The 20,167-nt window shown below is 60.5% G+C and carries 18 protein-coding genes; 13 read left to right on the top strand and 5 right to left on the bottom strand.

The annotated features are described in order from the left end of the window. Position 1 precedes the first annotated feature (1 nt). Positions 2-1,543, top strand: coding sequence for an acyl--CoA ligase (locus Q1A20_RS03810; protein WP_299403358.1), 1,542 nt, complete (start codon positions 2-4; stop codon positions 1,541-1,543). After that, positions 1,540-2,517, top strand: a complete 978-nt coding sequence (locus Q1A20_RS03805; RefSeq protein ID WP_299403361.1) for a 2-dehydropantoate 2-reductase — start codon at positions 1,540-1,542, stop codon at positions 2,515-2,517. The genes Q1A20_RS03810 and Q1A20_RS03805 overlap by 4 nt, the downstream gene beginning before the upstream one ends. 17 nt (positions 2,518-2,534) lie before the next feature. Here the strand turns inward: Q1A20_RS03805 and Q1A20_RS03800 are convergent, their stop codons facing one another. From Q1A20_RS03800 to Q1A20_RS03785, 4 genes are all read right to left on the bottom strand, one after another. Then, entirely contained in the window at positions 2,535-4,040 is a 1,506-nt protein-coding gene (locus Q1A20_RS03800; RefSeq protein WP_299403364.1) for a tripartite tricarboxylate transporter permease, read from the bottom strand. A gap of 38 nt (positions 4,041-4,078) precedes the next feature. Further along, the gene (locus Q1A20_RS03795) at positions 4,079-4,582 is read right to left on the bottom strand and encodes a tripartite tricarboxylate transporter TctB family protein (protein ID WP_299403368.1); all 504 of its coding nucleotides are present in this window, start codon (positions 4,580-4,582) and stop codon (positions 4,079-4,081) included. A gap of 42 nt (positions 4,583-4,624) precedes the next feature. Further along, the gene (locus tag Q1A20_RS03790; protein ID WP_299403371.1) at positions 4,625-5,599 is read right to left on the bottom strand and encodes a tripartite tricarboxylate transporter substrate binding protein; all 975 of its coding nucleotides are present in this window, start codon (positions 5,597-5,599) and stop codon (positions 4,625-4,627) included. 132 nt (positions 5,600-5,731) lie between these two features. Next, complete coding sequence (locus Q1A20_RS03785; protein WP_299403374.1) at positions 5,732-6,586, bottom strand: universal stress protein; 855 nt, start codon at positions 6,584-6,586, stop codon at positions 5,732-5,734. 593 nt (positions 6,587-7,179) lie between these two features. Here Q1A20_RS03785 and Q1A20_RS03780 point away from each other — a divergent pair. The 4 genes from Q1A20_RS03780 (at position 7,180) to Q1A20_RS03765 (ending at position 12,579) form a co-directional block, all read left to right on the top strand. After that, a complete protein-coding gene (locus Q1A20_RS03780) occupies positions 7,180-8,238 on the top strand; it encodes a CAP domain-containing protein (protein ID WP_299915961.1) in 1,059 nt (352 codons plus the stop codon). A gap of 77 nt (positions 8,239-8,315) precedes the next feature. Continuing rightward, positions 8,316-10,046, top strand: a complete 1,731-nt coding sequence (locus tag Q1A20_RS03775) for a type I secretion system permease/ATPase (RefSeq protein ID WP_299915959.1) — start codon at positions 8,316-8,318, stop codon at positions 10,044-10,046. Next, on the top strand, positions 10,043-11,353 hold the full coding sequence (locus tag Q1A20_RS03770; RefSeq protein ID WP_299915957.1) for an HlyD family type I secretion periplasmic adaptor subunit: 1,311 nt from the start codon (positions 10,043-10,045) through the stop codon (positions 11,351-11,353). The genes Q1A20_RS03775 and Q1A20_RS03770 overlap by 4 nt, the downstream gene beginning before the upstream one ends. 158 nt (positions 11,354-11,511) lie before the next feature. After that, a complete protein-coding gene (locus tag Q1A20_RS03765) occupies positions 11,512-12,579 on the top strand; it encodes a Hint domain-containing protein (protein ID WP_299915955.1) in 1,068 nt (355 codons plus the stop codon). Positions 12,580-12,584: 5 nt separating this feature from the next. Here the strand turns inward: Q1A20_RS03765 and Q1A20_RS03760 are convergent, their stop codons facing one another. Further along, the gene (locus Q1A20_RS03760) at positions 12,585-13,154 is read right to left on the bottom strand and encodes a TlpA disulfide reductase family protein (protein ID WP_299403389.1); all 570 of its coding nucleotides are present in this window, start codon (positions 13,152-13,154) and stop codon (positions 12,585-12,587) included. Between the two features lie 24 nt (positions 13,155-13,178). Here Q1A20_RS03760 and argH point away from each other — a divergent pair, with 24 nt between their 5' ends. From argH to Q1A20_RS03725, 7 genes are all read left to right on the top strand, one after another. Then, positions 13,179-14,591: an argininosuccinate lyase gene (gene argH / locus Q1A20_RS03755; RefSeq protein WP_299403392.1), complete on the top strand. Its 1,413-nt coding sequence runs from the start codon at positions 13,179-13,181 to the stop codon at positions 14,589-14,591. Next, the gene (locus tag Q1A20_RS03750) at positions 14,588-14,761 is read left to right on the top strand and encodes a hypothetical protein (RefSeq protein ID WP_299403394.1); all 174 of its coding nucleotides are present in this window, start codon (positions 14,588-14,590) and stop codon (positions 14,759-14,761) included. The genes argH and Q1A20_RS03750 overlap by 4 nt, the downstream gene beginning before the upstream one ends. Continuing rightward, positions 14,761-14,925 carry a hypothetical protein gene (locus Q1A20_RS03745; RefSeq protein WP_299403397.1) on the top strand — a complete coding sequence of 55 codons (165 nt, stop codon included), beginning with the start codon at positions 14,761-14,763 and terminating at the stop codon, positions 14,923-14,925. The genes Q1A20_RS03750 and Q1A20_RS03745 overlap by 1 nt, the downstream gene beginning before the upstream one ends. A 1-nt stretch (position 14,926) precedes the next feature. Continuing rightward, positions 14,927-15,253: a DUF2834 domain-containing protein gene (locus Q1A20_RS03740; protein ID WP_299403400.1), complete on the top strand. Its 327-nt coding sequence runs from the start codon at positions 14,927-14,929 to the stop codon at positions 15,251-15,253. A 165-nt stretch (positions 15,254-15,418) separates the two neighbouring features. After that, complete coding sequence (locus tag Q1A20_RS03735) at positions 15,419-16,111, top strand: VPLPA-CTERM sorting domain-containing protein (RefSeq protein WP_298970396.1); 693 nt, start codon at positions 15,419-15,421, stop codon at positions 16,109-16,111. A gap of 135 nt (positions 16,112-16,246) precedes the next feature. Then, positions 16,247-17,512 carry a diaminopimelate decarboxylase gene (lysA, locus tag Q1A20_RS03730; RefSeq protein ID WP_299403405.1) on the top strand — a complete coding sequence of 422 codons (1,266 nt, stop codon included), beginning with the start codon at positions 16,247-16,249 and terminating at the stop codon, positions 17,510-17,512. A gap of 40 nt (positions 17,513-17,552) precedes the next feature. Beyond that, entirely contained in the window at positions 17,553-20,165 is a 2,613-nt protein-coding gene (locus tag Q1A20_RS03725) for a TIGR02302 family protein (protein ID WP_299403408.1), read from the top strand. Positions 20,166-20,167: the final 2 nt, after the last annotated feature.

Genomic DNA, 20,167 nt, shown 5'->3' with positions numbered 1-20,167 from the left:
CGTGGTGGAAACTGTCCAGGGTCTTATTGCAGACCATCCTGAAGACGCGCCCGCGCTTGGCGCACCGGGACGAGATTGGTTGACATACGGCGGTTTGCGCGCCCTGTCGGACCGCGTCAGCACCGCTTTGCATGCCGCGGGTGTGGGCAAGGGGGACCGCGTGGCCATTGTGCTGCCGAACGGGCCGGAAATGGCGGCGGCGTTTTTTACAATCGCACAATCGGCGGTCACGGCGCCTTTGAACCCGGCCTACCGGGAGGAAGAGTTCGCCTTTTATCTCGAAGATTTGAAGGCCAAAGCGGTGGTGTTGATGGCGGGGGAGGAGGGCCCTGCCTGTGCTGCCGCGCAAAAGCTCGGGATCGCCATCCTGCGCCTGACGCGCGACGATACCGCACCGGCAGGCAGCTTTGCGCTGCAAGCCGAAACCTCCGCGGGAACGGCTGATACGGCGCACCCCGGTGCGGATGATGTCGCCTTGATCCTGCATACCTCCGGCACAACATCACGCCCCAAGATCGTGCCGCTGCTGCATTCGAATGTCGCGGCCTCCGCGCAGAACATTTCCGCCTCGCTGGCATTGACGCCTGAGGATCGCTGCCTGAACGTCATGCCGCTCTTTCACATTCACGGGCTTGTCGCGGCAGTTTCCGCAACCTTCGCGGCAGGCGGGCAGGTCTGGTGCGCGCCGGGCTTTGATGCGCTGAAGTTCTTTGGCTGGCTGCGCGATGCGGACCCGACGTGGTATACTGCTGTGCCGACCATGCATCAGACGATCCTGTCGCGTGCGGGGCGCAATGGTGAGATCATCGAGAAGGCGCGCCTGCGCTTCTTGCGCTCATCCTCGGCGTCACTGCCGGGGCCGGTGATGACAGAATTGGCCAATACCTTCGGCGCGCCGGTGATCGAAGGCTACGGCATGACCGAGGCCGCCCACCAGATGTGCTCCAACCCCTTGCCGCCCCGGGCGCAGAAGCCCGGGGCCGTTGGCGTTCCTGCAGGCCCAGAGGTCCGCGTTGCGGATGAGACCGTGCCAAAGCTGCTGGATGGTGGCGTTGGCGAGGTGGTGATTTCCGGCCCGAACGTGACACCGGGCTATGAAAACAACCCCACCGCCAACGCCGGTGCCTTTTTCGAGGCGGAGGGCAAGCGCTGGTTCCGTACCGGGGATCAGGGGGCCTTTGACACGGACGGGTATCTGGCACTGACCGGGCGGCTCAAGGAGATCATCAACCGGGGTGGCGAAAAGGTCAGCCCGCTGGAGGTGGATGATGTGCTCTCGGCCCATCCTGACGTTGCGCAGGCGCTGACCTTTGCCGTGCCGCATGACAAGCTTGGCGAGGAGGTCGCGGCGGCAATTGTGCTGCGCGACGGCAAGGAGATCAGCGAGCGCGATATCCGCAATTTCGTGGCCGAGCGGTTGGCCGACTTCAAGGTGCCACGCAAGGTGGTGATTCTGGATGAAATCCCCAAAGGGGCCACCGGCAAGCTGCAACGCATTGGATTGGCTGAAAAACTGGGGCTGGTGAAAGAGGCCGCCTCATGAAGATCTGTATCTTCGGCGCCGGTGCCATCGGCGGTTATATGGGCGCGAAACTGGCCCAAGCCGGGGCCGAGGTCAGCCTGGTGGCGCGCGGCCCGCACCTTGCCGCCATGCAGGCAAACGGGCTGACCCTGATCGAGGAAAGCGGGCAGAGCACTGTGCCGGTCACCGTGTCCGAAGATCCTGCCGCCCTTGGCCCGCAGGACTATGTGATTGTGACGCTCAAGGCGCATTCGGTGCCACCCGTCGTGGACAAGATGCAGCCTTTGATTGGGCCGGACACCACCATCGTTTCCGGCGTGAACGGGGTGCCGTGGTGGTATTTTCACAAGATCGGTGGGCCTCTTGAGGGCACCCGTCTGGCCACGGTCGACCCCGGCAACGCCCAATGGGATGGTTTTGGGCCCGACCGGGTGCTGGGCTGTGTGGTCTACCCCGCCGCGGAGGTCAGCGAGCCGGGTGTGGTGCGCCATATCGAAGGCAACCGGTTTTCGCTGGGCGAGCCGGATGGGTCAAAATCAGACCGGGCGCTGGCGCTGTCGAAAGCCCTGAGTGCGGCGGGCCTGAAAGCGCCGGTGCGTCCGAAACTGCGCGATGAGATATGGGTCAAGCTCTGGGGCAACCTGTCGTTCAACCCGATCTCGGCGCTGACCCATGCGACGCTGGATGTGCTCTGCACCGACCCCGGCACACGCGAGGTGGCCCGCAACATGATGCTTGAAGCGCAGGCCGTCGCCGAAAAGCTGGGCGTCAAATTCCCGATCGACGTGGATCGCCGGATCAAGGGCGGCGCGGAAGTTGGCGCGCACCGGACCTCGATGCTGCAGGATCTTGACGCCGGGCGTCCGATGGAAATCGATGCGCTGGTGGGATCTGTTCAGGAGCTGGGGCGGGTGACGGAAACGCCGACACCGACCATCGACACGGTGCTGGCGCTGACACAGCTGCGCGGTCGCACTGCGGGGCTATACAGCTAGATCGGCTGTCCGATGCCTCAGGCCGTCGCGCGCTTTCTGCGCAGCAGCTTCAGGGCAGGCAGGAAGATCAGGATCAGCGCGATGATCGTGATCGGCCCGGCAATGGGGCGGGTGAAGAAGATCGACGGGTCGCCGGAGGACAAGAGCAGCGACTGGCGCAGCGTCGGCTCGGCAATGGGGCCCAGCACGATGGCCAGCACGGCAGGCGCCAGCGGATAGTCGAACTTGCGCAGGAAAAACGCGCCGATCCCGAAAATCACCATCAGCCAGATGTCGAACATGTCGCGCGTGGCGGCATAGCCGCCAACGATGGAGAGGACAAAAATCATCGGCGCAAGGATCGTGAAAGGCATCCGCAGCATCCAGATGAAAAGCGGGATGAAGGCGAGGTTGATCAGCACAGCGGCCATGTTGGAGACATAGAAGGAGCCGATCAGGCCCCAGACGAACTCTGTCTCATCCACGAAAAGCCGGGGGCCGGGCACAAGCCCCCAGATCACCATGCCGCCCAGCAGGATGGCCGTGGTGGGCGAGCCGGGAATGCCAAGGGTCAGCATTGGCAGCATCGATCCGGTGGAGGCGGAATTGTTGGCCGCTTCGGGCGCCGCAACACCGTCGGGATTGCCTTTGCCGAAGGTCTCGGGCTTGCGCGACACCATCTTGGCCACGCCGTAGGACATCAACGATCCCGGCGTGGCCCCTGCGGCGGGCAGCACCCCGACAAAGAACCCCAGGAAGGATCCGATCATCGTGCCCTTCCAGCCGCGTTTGGTGGCTTCTTTGGTGTCGGCGGCCATCCCCTTCATGGTCATCTTGGGGGTTGTAGTTGTCACTTCGCCGCGGGTCTGCTCGATCGTCCAGAGCATTTCTCCGATGCCGTAGACGCCAATGGCGAGGATCAGAAACCCGATGCCCTGCAAAAAGCCGTTCATCTCGAAGAGGATCAACCGTGGCGCGCCGGAAATCTGGTCGAACCCGACGGAGCCCAACACAAGCCCAAAGCAGATGGAAAAGACCGTCTTTGGAATGTCGTCGCCGCCCAGCCCGACGAAGGTGGCAAAGGCCAGCAGCATCAGGGCAAAAACCTCGGGCGGACCAAAAGACAGAGCGACGGATGCAAGGGCGGGTGCAAATAGCGTAAAGAGCACATTGGCAACCGTGCCGCCGACGAAGGAGGCGAGGGCGGCGGTGACCAGCGCCAGGCTTGCCTTGCCCTGGCGCGCCAACGGCCGTCCATCAAATGTTGTCGCAACTGCCGTGGACGCGCCGGGTATGCCCAGCGTGACGGATGAAATGGCCCCGCCATACATCGCCCCATAGTAGATCGCGGCCAGAAAGATGATCGCCGAGCCAGGCGGCACAAGGAAAGTGACCGGCAGCAGGATCGCGACGCCATTGACGGAGCCCAGACCGGGCATGGCCCCGATCAACAGCCCAACGCTGACCCCGATGACGATCATCGTCAGGTTCAGCGGTTGCAGGGCGAGCAGCATACCATCGGTGAGAAGAGCGAGGACTTCCATCGTCAGCCGGTTTCCTTAGTGGGTCTGCCTCAGCGAGGTCAGTAGATGATCTCGTAGAGGATATTGAACACCGGGTCCGTAAACGGCATGCCGGTGGGCATGGTGATCCGCATCGCCCCTTCGAAGAAAAAGAAGAACGCCACCGGGGTGATCAGCGCCAGCGCGAGGCTCAGCCCCCACCCGTGGCGACCGAGGAATTTGGTGTAGTAGAGTAGGAACACCGCAATCGCGCCGTACATGGAAATCACGTTCACCAAAGCCACAAAAACGATGATGCCGCCGCCAACAAGGGCCAGCATGCGCCAGCCGTAGGAGTCGAGCAACGGGGCCTCGGATTGCGACTGCGGGCTGGTCCCGCGCCACCATTTGATGGCCGTCATCGCGCAACAGATCAACATCATGGCGGAGAGCCAGAAGGGCCAGGCGCCGCCGCCCGGTCCCTGACCCGCGATGTAGCCGATGGGCAGCTCCATGCTCTTCCACATCAGATACATGGAAAAAAGGGCCAGAACGCCCGCTGTTACAATCTCACCGGTGCGCATCTGGCCCTCGTCTCTGGTGTGTCTGAAGAGCTCTCGCCGGACTTATTCGCCGAGCGATGCAAGCAGTTTCTTGTGGTTCTCGACCTGCAGACCCCAGTAATCCTGCTGTTCGGAGGCATTCATCCAGAGCGGCGACAGGCTCTCGGATGTCAGATATCCCTGCCACTCCTCGCTCTCGAAAATCTGGGTGAAGACGTCCTGGTAGTAGGCTGCAGCCTCATCCGACATGCCCGGCGCGCCAACCACGGCACGTTGATTATAGTAGGAGAAATCATGCCCTTTTTCCTTGATCGTGGGGACGTCGGGATAGGCCGGCATACGCTCGTCTGAAAAGGCCAGAAGGGGTACAAAATCACCGGCCTCATAGAATCCCTTTGCTTCGGCAGGGTTATTCACCGTCGCCATGATCTGCTTGCCCGCGAGGTCCTTTGCGACCGCGCCACCACCGCTATAGGGGATGTACTTGATGTCGAGATCGAAGGCGTCCGACATATAGGCAATCACGATGGAATCTTCCTGACCCTGACCGGTGCCACCCATGACGAAGTCACCGTTCATGGATTTTACGTTTTCCACGTAATCTTCAAACGTCGTGATACCGGAGTCCTTGTGCACCCAGAGCACAAAGGGGTCGACGCCCATCATCGCAATGGGGGTGAAGGTCTGGATGTCAATCCCAAGGTTTGCCTGCCGCAGCGGCGTGGTGAAGAAGGAATTCAGCGTCACAAGAATTGTATGATCCGGATCGCTTGTCCCGCTAACGTGGATCAGCGCTTCGGCACCTGAGCCACCGCCTTTGTTATTTGGGACAAGGGGTCGATTGGTCAGGTCTTTTTTCTCCGCCACGGATTGAATGAAGCGCGCGATTTGGTCGGCGCCGCCGCCCGGTCCGGCCATGATCGTGAAATCAATCGGCTTGCGTGGTTTCCATCCATCTGCCAGAGCCGCCATCGGTGTTGCCGCCACAAGACTGGCAACCGCCATCCCCAACACTCCACGTTTCGTAATCCGCATCATAGTCCTCCTCCATCAGTGCATTAGCCGCGTTTTTTGAAGCCGAAAAACTTCCGTCATCCAACTTGTGATTGAGTAACTAAATTGCGTAAAGTCTTTTTCAAGAATTACTTTATTGCGGGCGCGTTTTTTTGGTCAATGGGCCAACACCACCGGAATCTCCGCATTGTCGACAACCGCCTGAGTGTTTCCACCAAAAAGCGTCTCGCGCTCATGGCTGATGCTATAGGCCCCCATCACCAGCAATCCGGCGCCTATTTCTGCGGTTTTTTCCAGCAGTGCGACGCCGGGGTTGCGGGCCTCGAAACGGTGGATTTCAGAGGTGATGCCGCGCAGACGGTAGTACTCCACAAGCTCTTCCGCGGTCGCACCATGTGGCGCGTCTTTCCCGCCCGACAGGATGATCACCGACTCTGCGGTGGCAGCAAGGTCGAGGGTGAGCGCAACAGCCCGCGACGCCTCCAGCGATCCATTCCACGCAACTGCAATCCTGGCACAAAAGGCATCCGGTGTCGCGCCATGGGCAGGGCACATCAGAACCGGGCGCCCCGTGCGAAAGAGGCCAGATTTCAGTGAATTCGTGCCGACGTTGCTGTCCCGGTTCGGCTTGGCCACAACGATCAGATCCGCAAGACGACCGTGATGTTTGATCACGTCCGCCATACGCCCGGTTTCCTCGACAAAGGTCACGGTTGTTGAATTGCCGTGCGGATCATCGGATTCCTTCAAATCAAGCTTGCTGGCAAGACCGTGCAACTCCTCGCGCAGATCCTGCTCTTGCTGGTTGGCCAGCTCATGCGCCTGTTTCAACATGGTTTTGCGCGCGAAGCTGGGCAGGGGCGTGCCATAGGGCATCAGGTCTTCGGCCTGCGCGCGACAGTGCGCCACGACAATATGGGCGTTGTGCCGTTTGCCCAGTGCCGCGGCATGCCCAAGGACCGTTTCCACCATACCATCCCCTCGGACGGGCACCAATATCTTGCTCAGCATGGGCTTTATTCCTTCCATTTCAGCGCGCAGCGGGTGTGGGCATCGTTTCGGACACGCAGCCCCCATTTTCGACGTTTGTACACAGGCATGCAAAAACACGTTCCCTCGAGTATAGCGCGCTTCGATCAAAATACCCGCGACGCGCGATGAACAATTCGGACGCGGCTGCATCCAAATGTACTTTTCGCCAGCGGAAACTGACCAGAAATAACGTCGCCACATGGCATAATCCCGCTGTAACCTGACATCGACCGCAGGAAGATGCCGACAGGTGATGTTTCTGGCAAATTGAAGCTGGAATCCGGGCCTCACGGGGCGTCGGGTTGACCCGTCAAGACAGCCCCGACTAGCGTTCGCCCACCCACGCACCTGACGTCGACGCTGTGGGTGTGACGTTGTAGTGAACTGAAATATCAGCACAATACCGCGGTCTCCTCCCTGAGAGCGGTGCAATTACCCTGACTTCATCACGTGGTCAGGCCCGGTTGATTTGCGGCACGTTAATGGAGTGTCGATCAACCGGGCACGTCAGGACACGCAGGCTCCCACGCTACGGTGGGCGTCAGATTACCAATGCAAAAAGGAAGAGAAACATGTCCCAAGCGAACGCACTCGAGCAACTCATGCTGGACCTGATCAATGCGGAACGGGCCGCTGCCGGGGTCGATCCACTGACCTTTGACAGCGACCTGAATACCTCGGCCGAGGATCACAGCACGTGGATGTTGGAAGAGGATCAGTTCTCCCACCAGGGCGCCGGAGGATCGAGCCCGACCGCACGCATGCAGGATGCGGGCTTTGAATTCGAAGGCGCGTGGCGCTCCGGTGAAAACATCGGCTGGCAAAGCGAGCGAGGTGCGCCGGGCCTCGAGGATGACGTCGAACAAATCCACGAAAGCTTGATGAACAGTCCTGGTCACCGCGCGAACATTCTCAATCCTGATTTTGAGGAAATCGGGATCGGCATTGAGCGGGGCGATTTCAACTCCGGGTCCACATTCGATTCCGTCATGGTGACGCAGAATTTCGCAACCACCGATGCCGTGGATGACGAAGATACCGTAGGCCCTGTTGCCCAAACTGACACAGATACGGACGATACGCCGGTCGATGACGATAGCGCGGAGCCTGTCGCCGAAGATACACCTCAGGATCCTACATCAGACGGTCCGGCTGATGCAGCTGATCCCGACGACGAAAACGAAAGGCCGGTTGATGTGGCCGAAACCGACGCGCCGACGGGCGAGGCCGAAGAGGAGCCGGTTGATACCACCGACATGGATACGGATAGGGTTGAGACACCGGCGGAAGATCCCGCCGATGATCCAGTGGACACAGCAGAAACCGAGGTGCCGGAGGCAGATGATGCAACGGCGGAGCCGGTTGAAGAGATTGTGGCCTGCGACCTTGGCAACGGTGGCTTTCTCTTCATCGATTTCGGAGAGCTTCCGCTGAATTTCAACGCGCCGGATACCGAGGCGGATGATCCGGTTGAGGTGGTCATGGCGCCGTCAGGTTCGGAGGTCAGCGATATGGACGGCGAGGCCGCAACTGGCGAATTCGACGTCGACGCCTTCCTCACTGGGATCAGTGACATGCTGACGCAGATCGATCTGGATGCGGAGGCCTGCGGCTGCTCGGAAATGGCCTGACAAATCGCCCCGGTGTCGCATCACGCGGCCTCGGGGCACCCCCACTCTTTTAATGCTCCTAATTTAAGAGATTGCTTGTGACCCCTCCCGCATATGGCCTTCCCGAATTGAAGCGTGCGCGTCATGCCAGCAGATGGTTGTTGATATCGGCGTTCCTGTTCAGCATCTTTGTGAACCTACTGATGCTGACTGGCCCGCTTTTCATGCTGCAGGTCTATGACCGCGTTCTTGCGTCGGGGTCAGAAGAGACGCTTGTCGCGCTCTTTTCTCTGGTTGCAGCCCTCTATCTGTTCCTGGGCTTTCTGGATTTTGCACGCGCCCGGCTTTTGACACGTTTCAGCGCCCGTTTTCAGGCGCTGTTGGACCGGCGCGTCTTTGATGCGGCGCTGAAGCAGTCGCAATCTTCGCCAAACGGACTGCCCGCCAATGCCGGTCTGCGCGATCTGGCAATGGTGCAAAACGCGCTCGGCTCCCCCGTCGTCCTGGCCGTTCTGGATGCGCCCTGGTCGCCCCTCTTCGTTGCCGTGATTTTCGTTTTTCATCCGCTTTTGGGATGGATTGCCCTGGCGGGTGTTGCCGTTCTTGTGGCACTGACCGTGATCAACAGTTTCTGGACCGGGACGCGCGCGTCCCAGGCGCAAAAATCGCTGCACAAGGCACAACGCTATGCTGACAAATCCTGCGAGCAAAGCGGGTTGATCCAGGCCCTGGGGATGCATGATGCCTCTGCGGCGCAGTGGCACAAGATGCGGGATACCGCGCTGGAGCAAAGCATCAGGTCCACGGATCGGGTCGGGCTCGTCACCGCGTTCACCAAGGCATTTCGTCTCTTTCTGCAATCGGCCATTCTCGCGGCCGGGGCCTATTTGGTGCTGCGCGGAGATCTGACGGGGGGCGCGATGATCGCCAGCTCGATCTTGCTGGGCCGGGCCTTGATGCCAATCGAAAAACTGCTGGGGCAGTGGCCGTTTCTGCAGCGCGCGCGGGCGGCCTGGACATCGCTGGCGCTGTTGTTGTCAAAAACCCCTCCGGAGCCGCAAAAGACACGGTTGCCCAGACCCTGTGCCGAGGTTTCGCTGTCCAATGTCACGGTCTTTGCGCCCGGGGTTCAGCAGCCAATCCTGCAAGGCGTCAGTTTCACCGTTGGCCCGGGGCAGGTTCTGGGGGTGGTTGGGCGCAGTGGTGCGGGCAAGTCTACCTTGGCGCACACCCTTCTGGGGCTGCGTCACCCAAGCGCGGGCGAGGTGCGCGTCGGCGGTGCAAAGATTGACCAATACGGTGCCGATCAGTTTGGCAGCTATGTTGGATATCTGCCACAGGATGTGACCCTTTTTGACGGAACCATCGCCCAGAACATCGCAAGAATGGCGCAGGACCCCAGCGATGAGATGATCGTGGAGGCCGCCAAACGCGCCAATGCGCATGATTTCATCCTGTCTCTGCCCAACGGATACGACACGGCGGTCGCGGAGCAGGGCACTCAGCTCTCGGGCGGGCAAAAACAGCGGGTGGCACTGGCGCGCGCGCTTTATGGTGATCCGCTGCTTTTGGTGTTGGATGAGCCGAACTCCGCCCTTGATGCGGAGGGGGCTTTGGCCTTGAACCAGGCCATCCGAGGGTTTCGGGAAAGTGACAAGGCAGTGATCATCATGACCCACCGGGCCGCGGCGCTGACGGAATGTGACAGGTTGATCATACTCGATCAGGGACGCGTTGCGGCGACGGGGCCACGGGACAAGGTCATCAAAGGCATGCTCAACCGGACGAAAGACACACCACAGGTTGTCACCATGGCGGCCTCGCAATGAACGAGGGCGATGTGGTCAGGAAATGGCAGGCCAGCATGCCGCTCATTGTCGGTTTCACCACACTGGCGGTGCTGGTGGGTGTCGTCGGTGGCTGGAGCGTCAACACGAAAATCGCCGCGGCGGTGGTGGCCGACGGCATGATACAGGTGGAATCGAACAGGCAGGTGATCCAGCATCCCGAAGGCGGCGTGGTCGGCGAAATTCTGGTGCAGGACGGGGATCACGTTGCAGCTGGTGATGTGCTCATCCGGCTGGATGGTCGGTTGCTGCGATCGGAACTCGTTGTGGTCGAGGCGCAGTTGCACGAGATCTTTGTCCGCAAAGCACGTCTTCAGTCCGAGCGCGATGGTGCGGCGGCGATGGTGCTCCCCGCGACGGTCACCGCCCTTGCAAAGGGCAGGCCCGCGGTGGCCGCCTTGGTCAAGGGGCAGAAAAACCTCTTTGAAGCCCGTATTTTGTCCTTGGCCAAAGAACGCGATCAACTCGACGAACAGATCGCGCAAATCGGCAATGAAATAACCGGAACCGAGGCGCAGCTTGAAGCGCTCTACGAGCAGCAGGAGCTGGTTGGGAACGAACAGCAGGACGCTGAAGATCTTTTTGCCAAAGGGCTGATACAGGCGTCCCGGGTGACCACCTTGCAGCGCGACACGGCCAATATCACCGGTGAGATCGGTCGTCTGATTGCCCGCGAGGCGGAGCTGAACGGACAGATCGCGGCGCTGAACATACAAAAGCTGAGGCTGCAAACCACGCGGCGTGAAGAAGCGATTGAGACGTTGCGGGATCTGCAGCCGCAGGAGGTGGAACTGATCGAGCGCGCCCAGACCCTGCGCGAGACCCTCGCGCGGCTCGATTTGCGCGCGCCCGTGAGCGGCATTGTCTATGGCTCCACGGTTTTTGCCTTGCAGTCGGTTATTCAGCCTGCAGCGCCGATCATGTATGTGGTGCCGCAGGACCAGCCTCTGGTTGTTTCCGCGCGCATCCCGTCAACACATATTGATCAGGTGCATATCGGGCAGCAGGCGTCTTTGAGGTTCACCTCCTTCAGCCAGCGCACCACGCCAGCCATCAATGGGAATGTGAGCAAGCTGTCGGCGGACGTGTACACAGATGAGGTGACGGGTAGCAGTTATTATCAGGCGGGCGTGGTGCCGGACACGCAGGAACTGTCGAAGTTGCAGGGGCAGGAGCTATTGCCGGGCATGCCGGTTCAGCTGTTTATCAAGGCAGAAGAACGCACGCCGCTCAGCTACCTAGTCAAGCCGGTAACCGACTACCTGAGCAAGGCTTTTCGGGAGAGTTGATCTCGTAGCGCATCGTGACCTTTACCTAAGGGAACTGCCTCTCACATGAGGGTTGTTTGGCAACACTCTGGAATCCCGAAAAAATATGGGGTTCACAGACTCTGCCCAAATTGTTAACAAATCCCTAATAAAAAAAGATGAAGGCAGGTACGAGGGTAATGAAAACGGGCTTTCGAGGCACGTTCGTAATTTCCTGGTCGCAAACAGAAGTAGATGGCCTTGAGGCCGCGCCGGTACAGGCACTCAGCGTGGGTGCGGCATGGTCGTGGCGGGGGGATGCCGTGCAGGTGGATGGATCCGCCGGTGTGTTGCGACTGGATCGGGCGGAAGGATCGGAGACGCTGCGCAAACGCGCGGCCAAGATGGTGCATCGGTTGGTCGGGGCCGCATTGGACCCTGGGCAGTTGGGCACGGCGCGCGGCGAGGCGATCAACGCGGGCCTTGCGGACAGCAGTTTTGTGGTGACGGATGGCGCGCAGAGCTACACTGTCACGCTCATCAACATTGGGCGCGGGGCGCAGCCGCTCTTGATGTTCCTTGATGAATTGCCGCCGCGTGGGACCGATCTTTGGATCGTGCATCACACCCTGGGGTCAAAACCCGCTGGCACGGGGCATGCTGAAAGCGGTGGCGTCATTTGCTTCACACCCGGAACGCGGATCGACACGGCTAACGGGCCGATACCTGTTCAGGACCTTGCCGTGGGTGATCTGGTTCAAACCAAGGACAATGGGCTACAGCCGATTGAATGGGTGGGCAGCCGCCGGATGACGGGCGCGCGCCTTTTTGCCATGCCACGATTGCGCCCGGTGCGCATTCGCGCCGGCGCCCTGGGTTTGGAACGTCCGGATCAGGAACTGCTGGTATCGCCGGAGCATCGGATGCTGGTCAAAGGGCCGGTGGCGCAGGATTTGTTCAACACGTCTGAGGTGCTGGTCGCGGCCAAAGACCTGATCAACGGTCAGACAATCACCGTTGACGCGCAGATGCGGGAAGTGACCTATGTTCACCTGCTGCTGCCGGGGCATAACGTGCTCTGGGCCAATGGCGTCGAGACGGAGAGCTTTCATCCCGCAAGCGCGGATTTGTCGACGCTCGAGGCATCGGACAGGGCGCGGCTATTGGCGCAGTATCCCGATCTGGCTTTCGACCCTCATACCTATGGCGGCTACGCCAGGCGCAATCTGTCAGCTTCCGAAGCGGCCATTCTCAAGCACGCGGCCTGAGCCGGTCAGTCGCCGATCACCGTCTTGATGATCGCCTTGGCGTTGTCGCTTGCCCAATCCGCGTCGCCGCGCAACCGCGCGATTTCGCGGCCCTCGGGGTCGATCAGGACCGTGATCGGCAAGCCGAAAATCCCCATCTGACTTGCCAGCGCCTGTTTTGGATCCTGGTGGCGCGGCAGGTTGTCCACGCCGATTTCCTTGAAGAACTTCTTGATCCCCTGGGGCGAGTTACGGCCGGTCGCGATGGTTACGACCTCGAAATCGTCGCCCCCCAGTTCCGCCTGCAACTCTGACAGCTGCGGCATTTCCTTGCGGCAGGGCGCACACCACGTGGCCCAGAAGTTCAACAGCACGTATTTGCCCTGATAGGCTTCCAGCGTCTGCTCCCCCGCATCATCCGCAAGCTGGTAGGCAGCGGTTGATGTGGCTTCCGGCACCTCGTGAAACACCAGCTTTTTCATGTCGCCGGTGCGCAAAAGCGCCGCCTGCGTCAGATCCGCCTGCGCGCCTGACGGAGCCGAGATTGCGCCTGCGCCAAGGGCCGTATAAACGAGCGCAGCAAATATTCTTTTCATATCCCCTCCGAAGGGTTCGCGACGATGACTGATACGCCCGGCTCCAAATCCTCCAATGCCTCCAACCAGATGTGGGGCGGTCGCTTTGCTGCCGGTCCGGATGCGATCATGGAGGCCATCAATGCCTCGATTGGCTTCGACAAACGGATGGCGGCACAGGACATTGCAGGATCACGCGCGCATGCCGCGATGCTAGGGGCAACGGGCATTTTGGAACCTAGCGATGTCGATGCCATTCGGGAAGGTCTCCTCACAGTCTTGTCAGAAATTGAGGACGGCAGCTTCCAGTTTTCCACCGCGCTTGAAGATATCCACATGAATGTGGAGGCGCGGCTGAAGGACCTCATCGGTGAACCCGCGGGCCGGTTGCACACCGGTCGCAGCCGCAACGATCAGGTGGCAACCGATTTCAAACTCTGGGTCCGTGACCAACTGGATGCCGCCGAGAGCGGCCTTGTTGCATTGATCCGGGCGCTATTGGATCAGGCAGAGGCGGGGGCAGGTTGGGTGATGCCCGGTTTCACGCATCTGCAAACCGCACAGCCGGTGACCTGGGGCCATCACATGATGGCCTATGTGGAGATGTTTGGCCGTGATCTCAGCCGGGTGCGCGATGCGCGGGCGCGGATGAATACCTCTCCGTTGGGTGCCGCGGCGCTGGCCGGCACGTCGTTCCCCATTGATCGGGACATGACCGCAGAAGCGCTGGGATTTGATGCGCCCGCTGCGAACTCCCTCGACGCGGTTAGTGATCGCGATTTTGCGCTGGAGTTTCTGAGCGCGGCCAGCATTTGCGCGATGCATCTGAGCCGGTTTGCCGAAGAACTGGTGATCTGGTCCTCCGCGCAGTTCCGGTTTGTGACGCTGAGTGATCGATTTTCCACCGGCTCGTCGATCATGCCGCAAAAGAAAAACCCGGACGCGGCCGAACTGATCCGCGCGAAAGTGGGGCGCATTTTTGGGGCGAATACGGCGCTGATGATGGTTATGAAAGGGCTGCCGCTGACCTATTCCAAGGACATGCAGGAGGACAAGGAACAGGTCTTTGACGCCGCCGATAACCTGATGCTGGCGCTGGCGGCGATGACAGGCATGGTGGCAGATATGAGTGCCAACCGCGACAGTCTGGCGGCGGCGGCGGGTTCCGGTTTCTCCACGGCCACCGATCTGGCGGATTGGCTGGTACGCGTTCTCGGGTTGCCGTTCCGCGACGCGCACCACATTACCGGGACTCTCGTTGCACTTGCGGAAAGCAGGAAATGTGATCTCCCAGACCTGACGCTGGACGAGATGAAATCCGCGCATTCGGGCATCACAGCCGAAGTATTTGATGTGCTCGGGGTGGAAAATTCGGTAAACAGCCGTACGTCTTATGGGGGAACGGCACCTGCTCAGGTCCGCTCCCAGATCGCGCGCTGGAAGGAACTTGTGGCATGAGATTGCTGGCACCTTTGATGATTTGCGGCCTGCTGGCCGCTTGCGGCGCGGATGGTGAACCGGTGACGCCCAGCGTCAATGGTGGCGTGACGATCAACCAAAATGGCATCTACCCGCGCGCCTCGGTTGGGGTGGGCAAGGGGCCGTTGTCGATCTGGTTGGGCCTGTGATGCGTACAACCATCCTTCTGGGGTGCGTTCTGATCATCGCCGCCTGCACTGGGCCCACCGCGCAGAACCAGCCGACACCCGGGCGCACATCGCTGGATCCTGAACCCGCAAGTGGCGTCACGCTGTCGGGCTATGCGAGGTTCGGCTATTCGAAAGGCGGCTGATATGGCTCCGCTGCGTCTGATCTGGCTTGCGCTGGCGATTTGGGGGGCCATCCACCCGATGAGCTACTTTTTGCAGTGGTTCAATGAGAACAGCTATGACCTGATGGCCATGGTGGACGCCTGGCATGCCAATGCGGCGACCAGCGGTCTGGTATGGGATCTGACGATTGCCGCAGTGGCCCTGACGATCTGGATTCTGGTTGAGACAGTTTCAACCAAACGGTGGCTGAACCTGATCGCCATATTGGCGACCTTTGGAATCGGGGTGAGCTGCGGGTTGCCGCTCTATCTCTACCTCAGGTCGAAACCGACGAAACAATCGGTTTGAAATCCAAAAATTAGCAACAAATTTTCGATTAAATGCGGCTTTTTCCCCGTGGTGTTCACGTAATGTCTTGATCTTGGTGCCAGCGGGCGATTAGACAGGCGCGGGGTAAACCAGCCATGAGGCTGGATCACGATTGGGTAATACCCACGTTTGGGAGATACGAATATGAATTTTTTGACTAAAGCGGTTGCCGCAGCCGCACTTTCACTTGCGCCGTTCAGTGCCGTTGCTGCTGTCCTGGATTTTGACAGTTTGACGTCGTCGGCGACACCGATCACAACCTATTCCGAAGATGGCTTCGAGTTCGACGTGAGCTTCACCACCGCAGGTGGCGCTGTGGGCGCGGCAATCTTCGATTCGACCTGCATCGGCAGTGCAGCTTGTGGCGGCGATCTTGACCTTAAGCCTTTGGCGCAGGGTGACAACGGTGTCGAAGGCAACCTGCTGATCCTGCAGGAAGCCAACCGGAAAGTAGCTGATGACGACGTAAGTGCTGGCACGATCACGCTGACCCTGACATCGGGCCCGGCGTTCCGCTTCATCGGTGCCTCGGTGATCGATGACACGACGTTCACCTTCTTCGACCAGCTTGCAGGCGAACTTTCTGCAAGCCTGCTGGGCTCAATCTCCATCGGTCCTGAAGGCAATCTTGCTGGTGGCACTGGGCAAATCACCTTCGCTCAGCCGTCTCGTATCATCGGCATCGGCGACTCCATTGTGCTGGGCTACGGTGGCTCGGGCGGTATCGACTCGCTGCAGCTTGCAGCGGTGCCTGTCCCCGCAGCGCTGCCACTGATGCTTGCCGGTCTGGGCGGTTTGGGTCTGGTGGCCCGCCGTCGCAAGACGCGCGCCAGCTGAACTCAGAAACAGATTTGACGGGGAAGGGCGGCTTTGTGTCGCCCTTTTTCATGTCCGAAGATCATGCGCTTATGGGAGATTGCGTAAAGCTCAGCGTCTGATATGAGGCGTGAGCGTTCGAACAGGGGCACAGATATGGACCACTTCCTTTACCGCGACGGCGCCCTTTATGCCGAAGATGTGCCCGTAGCGGCGATTGCCGAAGCCGTTGGTACGCCCTGTTATATCTATTCTACGGCCACGCTGTTGCGCCATTTCCGTCTCTTCGATGAGGCTCTGGAGGGGATGGACCACTTGGTATGCTACGCGATGAAAGCCGCCAGCAACCAGGCCATCCTGAAAACGCTGGCGCAGGCCGGGGCCGGGATGGATGTGGTGTCGGGCGGCGAATACCAGCGGGCCAAGGCCGCCGGTGTGTCCGGTGACAAAATCGTCTTTTCCGGGGTTGGTAAAACGGCGGCTGAGATCCGGATGGCGCTGGAAGGTGGCATTCGTCAGTTCAACGTTGAGTCCGAGCCCGAGATGGAGGTGCTGAACGCGACGGCGCTGGCCATGGGAAAGGTGGCGCCCATCACCATCCGGGTGAACCCGGATGTGGACGCCAAAACCCATGCAAAAATTGCCACCGGCAAGTCGGAAAACAAGTTCGGCATTCCAATTTCGCGGGCCCGCGACGTCTACGCCCTTGCGGCGTCGCTGCCGGGCCTGGAGGTGATCGGCATCGATGTACATATCGGCAGCCAGCTGACCGACCTTGCGCCTTATGAACTGGCCTACAAGAAGGTGGCGGAGCTGACAGAGACGCTGCGCGCGGACGGACATACCATCCGCCGGCTGGATCTGGGGGGCGGTCTAGGCATTCCTTATGCGCGCGACAATCAGGCGCCGCCGCTGCCGTTGGACTATGGCGCGCTGGTCAAGCGCACCTTGGGCCATCTGGGCTGCGAGATCGAGATCGAGCCGGGCAGGCTGATCGCGGGCAACGCCGGCATCATGGTGTCCGAAGTGATCTATGTGAAATCCGGCGAGGACCGCGATTTTCTGATCATCGACGGGGCGATGAATGATCTGATCCGCCCGGCGATGTATGAGGCCTATCACGACATCATACCGGTACAGGAACCGCGGGCAGGCGTGGAGCAGGTGACATTTGACATCGTCGGGCCGGTTTGCGAATCTGGCGATACCTTCGCCAAACAGCGGGTAATGCCGCCGGTTGCCGCGGGTGAGCTTGTTGCGTTCCGTTCAGCGGGTGCATATGGCGCGGTAATGAGCAGTGAATATAACTCGCGGCCCCTGATTCCGGAAGTTTTGGTGAATAAGGATCAATTTGCGGTTATTCGCCGACGTCCGACCTTTGACGAAATGATAAATCGCGATACCATTCCAGAATGGCTTTGACCGCGTATCCCCGCGGGAAAAGGCAAGCGGAGAAAAAACGATGGCGTCATTTTCCCGGCATGATGTGAAACGCACCCTGCAAGCGGTGCGCTGGCCCTTGCGGCTGACCTATGTCGGAATGCTGGCCGAAGCCCTGGTGCAAAGCCTCTGGCCGCTGCTGACAGTGTGCCTCTTCGTTCTGGCCGCGTTGATGCTGGGCGTGCAGGACATGATCGCGGTTGAGGTCGTCTGGGCCATCGCGGTGGTTGCCGGGCTCAGCATGATCGGCGCATTGGGCTATGCCTTCATGAAATTCCGCCTGCCGACCCGCGCGCAGGCTCTGACGCGACTGGATGCAAGCCTGCCGGGCCGACCGCTGCAGGCGCTTATCGATACACAGACCATTGGCGCTGCAGATGCCGCCTCGACGGCTGTCTGGCGCGCGCACCAGGCGCGGATGGCGCGCCGCGCCGCAGATGCGGAACCGGTCAGCGCGGATTTGCGGGTGTCCTCGCGGGACCCTTATGCGCTGCGGTATCTGGCGGTGCTGGTCTTTGGCATCGCACTGCTCTTTGGCTCCATCTGGCGTGTGGGATCGGTGACGGATATGTCCCCCGGTGGCACCGGTCTTGCTTCCGGTCCCGTGTGGGAAGGTTGGGCCGAGAGTCCGCGTTACACCGGGCGGCCCACGATCTATCTGAACGATATTCCCGAAGGCGCGCTGCGCGTGCCCGTTGGCAGTCTGATCACATTGCGCCTGTACGGCGAAGTGGGGGCTTTGACCCTGTCCGAAACGGTTTCCGGTCGCACCGAGGTGCCGCCTGCCTCTGACCCGGCGCAGGATTTCACCGTGGTGCAGGATGGCACCGTGGAAATCAACGGCCCTGGCGGACGCAGCTGGCAGGTTGAGGTCATTCCGGACCTGCCGCCACAGGTCGCGGTTCTTGAGGATCCAACCGCCTCAGCCATGGGCGAAATGACATTGCCGTTCGAGGCAAGCGACGACTACGGCGTGGAGGCGGGGGAGGCCCGTTTCACGCTGGATCTGGCCTCGGTTGATCGGCGCCACGGGTTGACCATCGATCCCGAAAACCGCCCCGAGCTGGTGGTGCCCTTGCCAACCCCGATTGCGGGCAACCGTCAGGCATTTGAAGAAAATCTGATCGAGGACTTTTCCGAGCACGCCTGGGCGAATTTGCCAGTGCTGGTGCGTCTTTCCGCGCTGGATGGTGCAGAACAGCAGTTTGAAACCAAGCCGCGGGCGATCACACTGCCCGGACGGCGGTTTTTCGATCCCGTCGCGGCGGCGGTGATCGAGCAGCGCCGCGATCTGCTGTGGTCGCGGGCCAACAACCATCGGATCAGCCAGATTTTGCGGGCGACATCCTACCTGCCGGAAGACCTCTTCCGCAGCCAGACGGATGCAATGCGCCTGCGCAAGGTGATCCGCCAACTGGAGACCTTTGCAAAATACGGCCTCAGCGATGAAATGCAGGAAGATCTGAGCCAGGAGATGTGGGATCTGGCGATCATCCTGGAAGAGGGCGACCTTGCCGATGCCGCCGAGCGGATGCGCCGTGCTCAGGAGCGTCTGAACGAAGCCATCAAGAACGGGGCTTCGGACGAGGAGATTGCCGAATTGATGCGCGAATTGCGTCGCGCGACCGAAGACTACCTGCAGCAACTCTCGCGTCAGGCGCAACGCCAACAGCAGGAAAACGAAGAAAACCAATCCGGCAACAACGAAAACGCCATGCAGATGACGCAGGATGATCTGCAACGGATGATGGACCGCATTCAGGAATTGATGGAGCAGGGCCGCATGGCCGAGGCGCAGCAGGCGCTGCAAGAGCTTCAGGAAATGATGGAGAATATGCGCGTCACCCAGGGCCAGCAGGGTCAGGGCGGGCAAAGCCCGGGCGAACAGGCGATGGAAGGTCTGTCAGAGACATTGCGCGAGCAACAGGGCCTTTCTGACCAGGCGTTCCGTGATTTGCAGGAACAATTCAATCCCAATGCGCAGGCTGGCGAAAACCAGGGCAATGAAGGTCGCAGTGGTGGCCAGGGACGCGGTCAGAGCCACGAGGGGCAGAGCGGTCAGGGACAGGAGTCTGATGATGATACTGCCCAGAATGACCCCCAGTCCGGCGAGGGCGGTGAGCAGGGCCAGGGCGCTGACAGGGGCGATCTCGCCCAACGTCAACAGGCGCTGCGCGATGAGCTACGGCGGCAACAGGGCAGCCTGCCCGGTGCCGGGACGCCAGAGGGTGATGCTGCGCGCGATGCATTGGATCGTGCCGGTCGCGCCATGGACGGCGCCGAGCAAGCGCTGCGTGAAGACGATCTCGCAGAGGCAATCGACAACCAGGGTCAGGCCATGGAAGCCTTGCGTGAAGGGATGCGCGCACTGGGTGAAATGATGGCGGAGCAACAGCGCAATCAGCAACCGGGACAGGGTAATCAGCCCTCTGACCGCCGTGCCGAAAATCGTGATCCATTGGGCCGCGAGCAGGGGAATTCAGGTGCGGATGGCGACACCGGACCGCTGGCGCTCAACGACGATGCCTATGGCCGTGCGCGTGAATTGCTGGATGAGATCCGGCGTCGCTCCGGCGAAGTTGCACGCCCCGAGGAAGAGCGTGACTACCTCAAACGACTTCTCGACCGCTTCTGATC

This window comes from uncultured Roseobacter sp., from assembly GCF_947501835.1.
Classification (GTDB): Bacteria; Pseudomonadota; Alphaproteobacteria; order Rhodobacterales; family Rhodobacteraceae; genus Roseobacter.
The sequence above is the reverse complement of the archived record's forward strand: the minus strand, read 5'-3'. Positions and strand labels throughout refer to the sequence as shown.

Coding starts and splice junctions, on each gene's coding strand:
- Q1A20_RS03805 (WP_299403361.1), top strand. CDS start 1,540: ATGAAGATCTGTATCTTCGGCGCCGGTGCCATCGGCGGTTATATGGGC.
- Q1A20_RS03800 (WP_299403364.1), bottom strand. CDS start 4,040: ATGGAAGTCCTCGCTCTTCTCACCGATGGTATGCTGCTCGCCCTGCAA.
- Q1A20_RS03795 (WP_299403368.1), bottom strand. CDS start 4,582: ATGCGCACCGGTGAGATTGTAACAGCGGGCGTTCTGGCCCTTTTTTCC.
- Q1A20_RS03790 (WP_299403371.1), bottom strand. CDS start 5,599: ATGATGCGGATTACGAAACGTGGAGTGTTGGGGATGGCGGTTGCCAGT.
- Q1A20_RS03785 (WP_299403374.1), bottom strand. CDS start 6,586: ATGCTGAGCAAGATATTGGTGCCCGTCCGAGGGGATGGTATGGTGGAA.
- Q1A20_RS03780 (WP_299915961.1), top strand. CDS start 7,180: ATGTCCCAAGCGAACGCACTCGAGCAACTCATGCTGGACCTGATCAAT.
- Q1A20_RS03770 (WP_299915957.1), top strand. CDS start 10,043: ATGAACGAGGGCGATGTGGTCAGGAAATGGCAGGCCAGCATGCCGCTC.
- Q1A20_RS03765 (WP_299915955.1), top strand. CDS start 11,512: ATGAAAACGGGCTTTCGAGGCACGTTCGTAATTTCCTGGTCGCAAACA.
- Q1A20_RS03760 (WP_299403389.1), bottom strand. CDS start 13,154: ATGAAAAGAATATTTGCTGCGCTCGTTTATACGGCCCTTGGCGCAGGC.
- argH (WP_299403392.1), top strand. CDS start 13,179: ATGACTGATACGCCCGGCTCCAAATCCTCCAATGCCTCCAACCAGATG.
- Q1A20_RS03750 (WP_299403394.1), top strand. CDS start 14,588: ATGAGATTGCTGGCACCTTTGATGATTTGCGGCCTGCTGGCCGCTTGC.
- Q1A20_RS03745 (WP_299403397.1), top strand. CDS start 14,761: ATGCGTACAACCATCCTTCTGGGGTGCGTTCTGATCATCGCCGCCTGC.
- Q1A20_RS03740 (WP_299403400.1), top strand. CDS start 14,927: ATGGCTCCGCTGCGTCTGATCTGGCTTGCGCTGGCGATTTGGGGGGCC.
- Q1A20_RS03735 (WP_298970396.1), top strand. CDS start 15,419: ATGAATTTTTTGACTAAAGCGGTTGCCGCAGCCGCACTTTCACTTGCG.
- lysA (WP_299403405.1), top strand. CDS start 16,247: ATGGACCACTTCCTTTACCGCGACGGCGCCCTTTATGCCGAAGATGTG.
- Q1A20_RS03725 (WP_299403408.1), top strand. CDS start 17,553: ATGGCGTCATTTTCCCGGCATGATGTGAAACGCACCCTGCAAGCGGTG.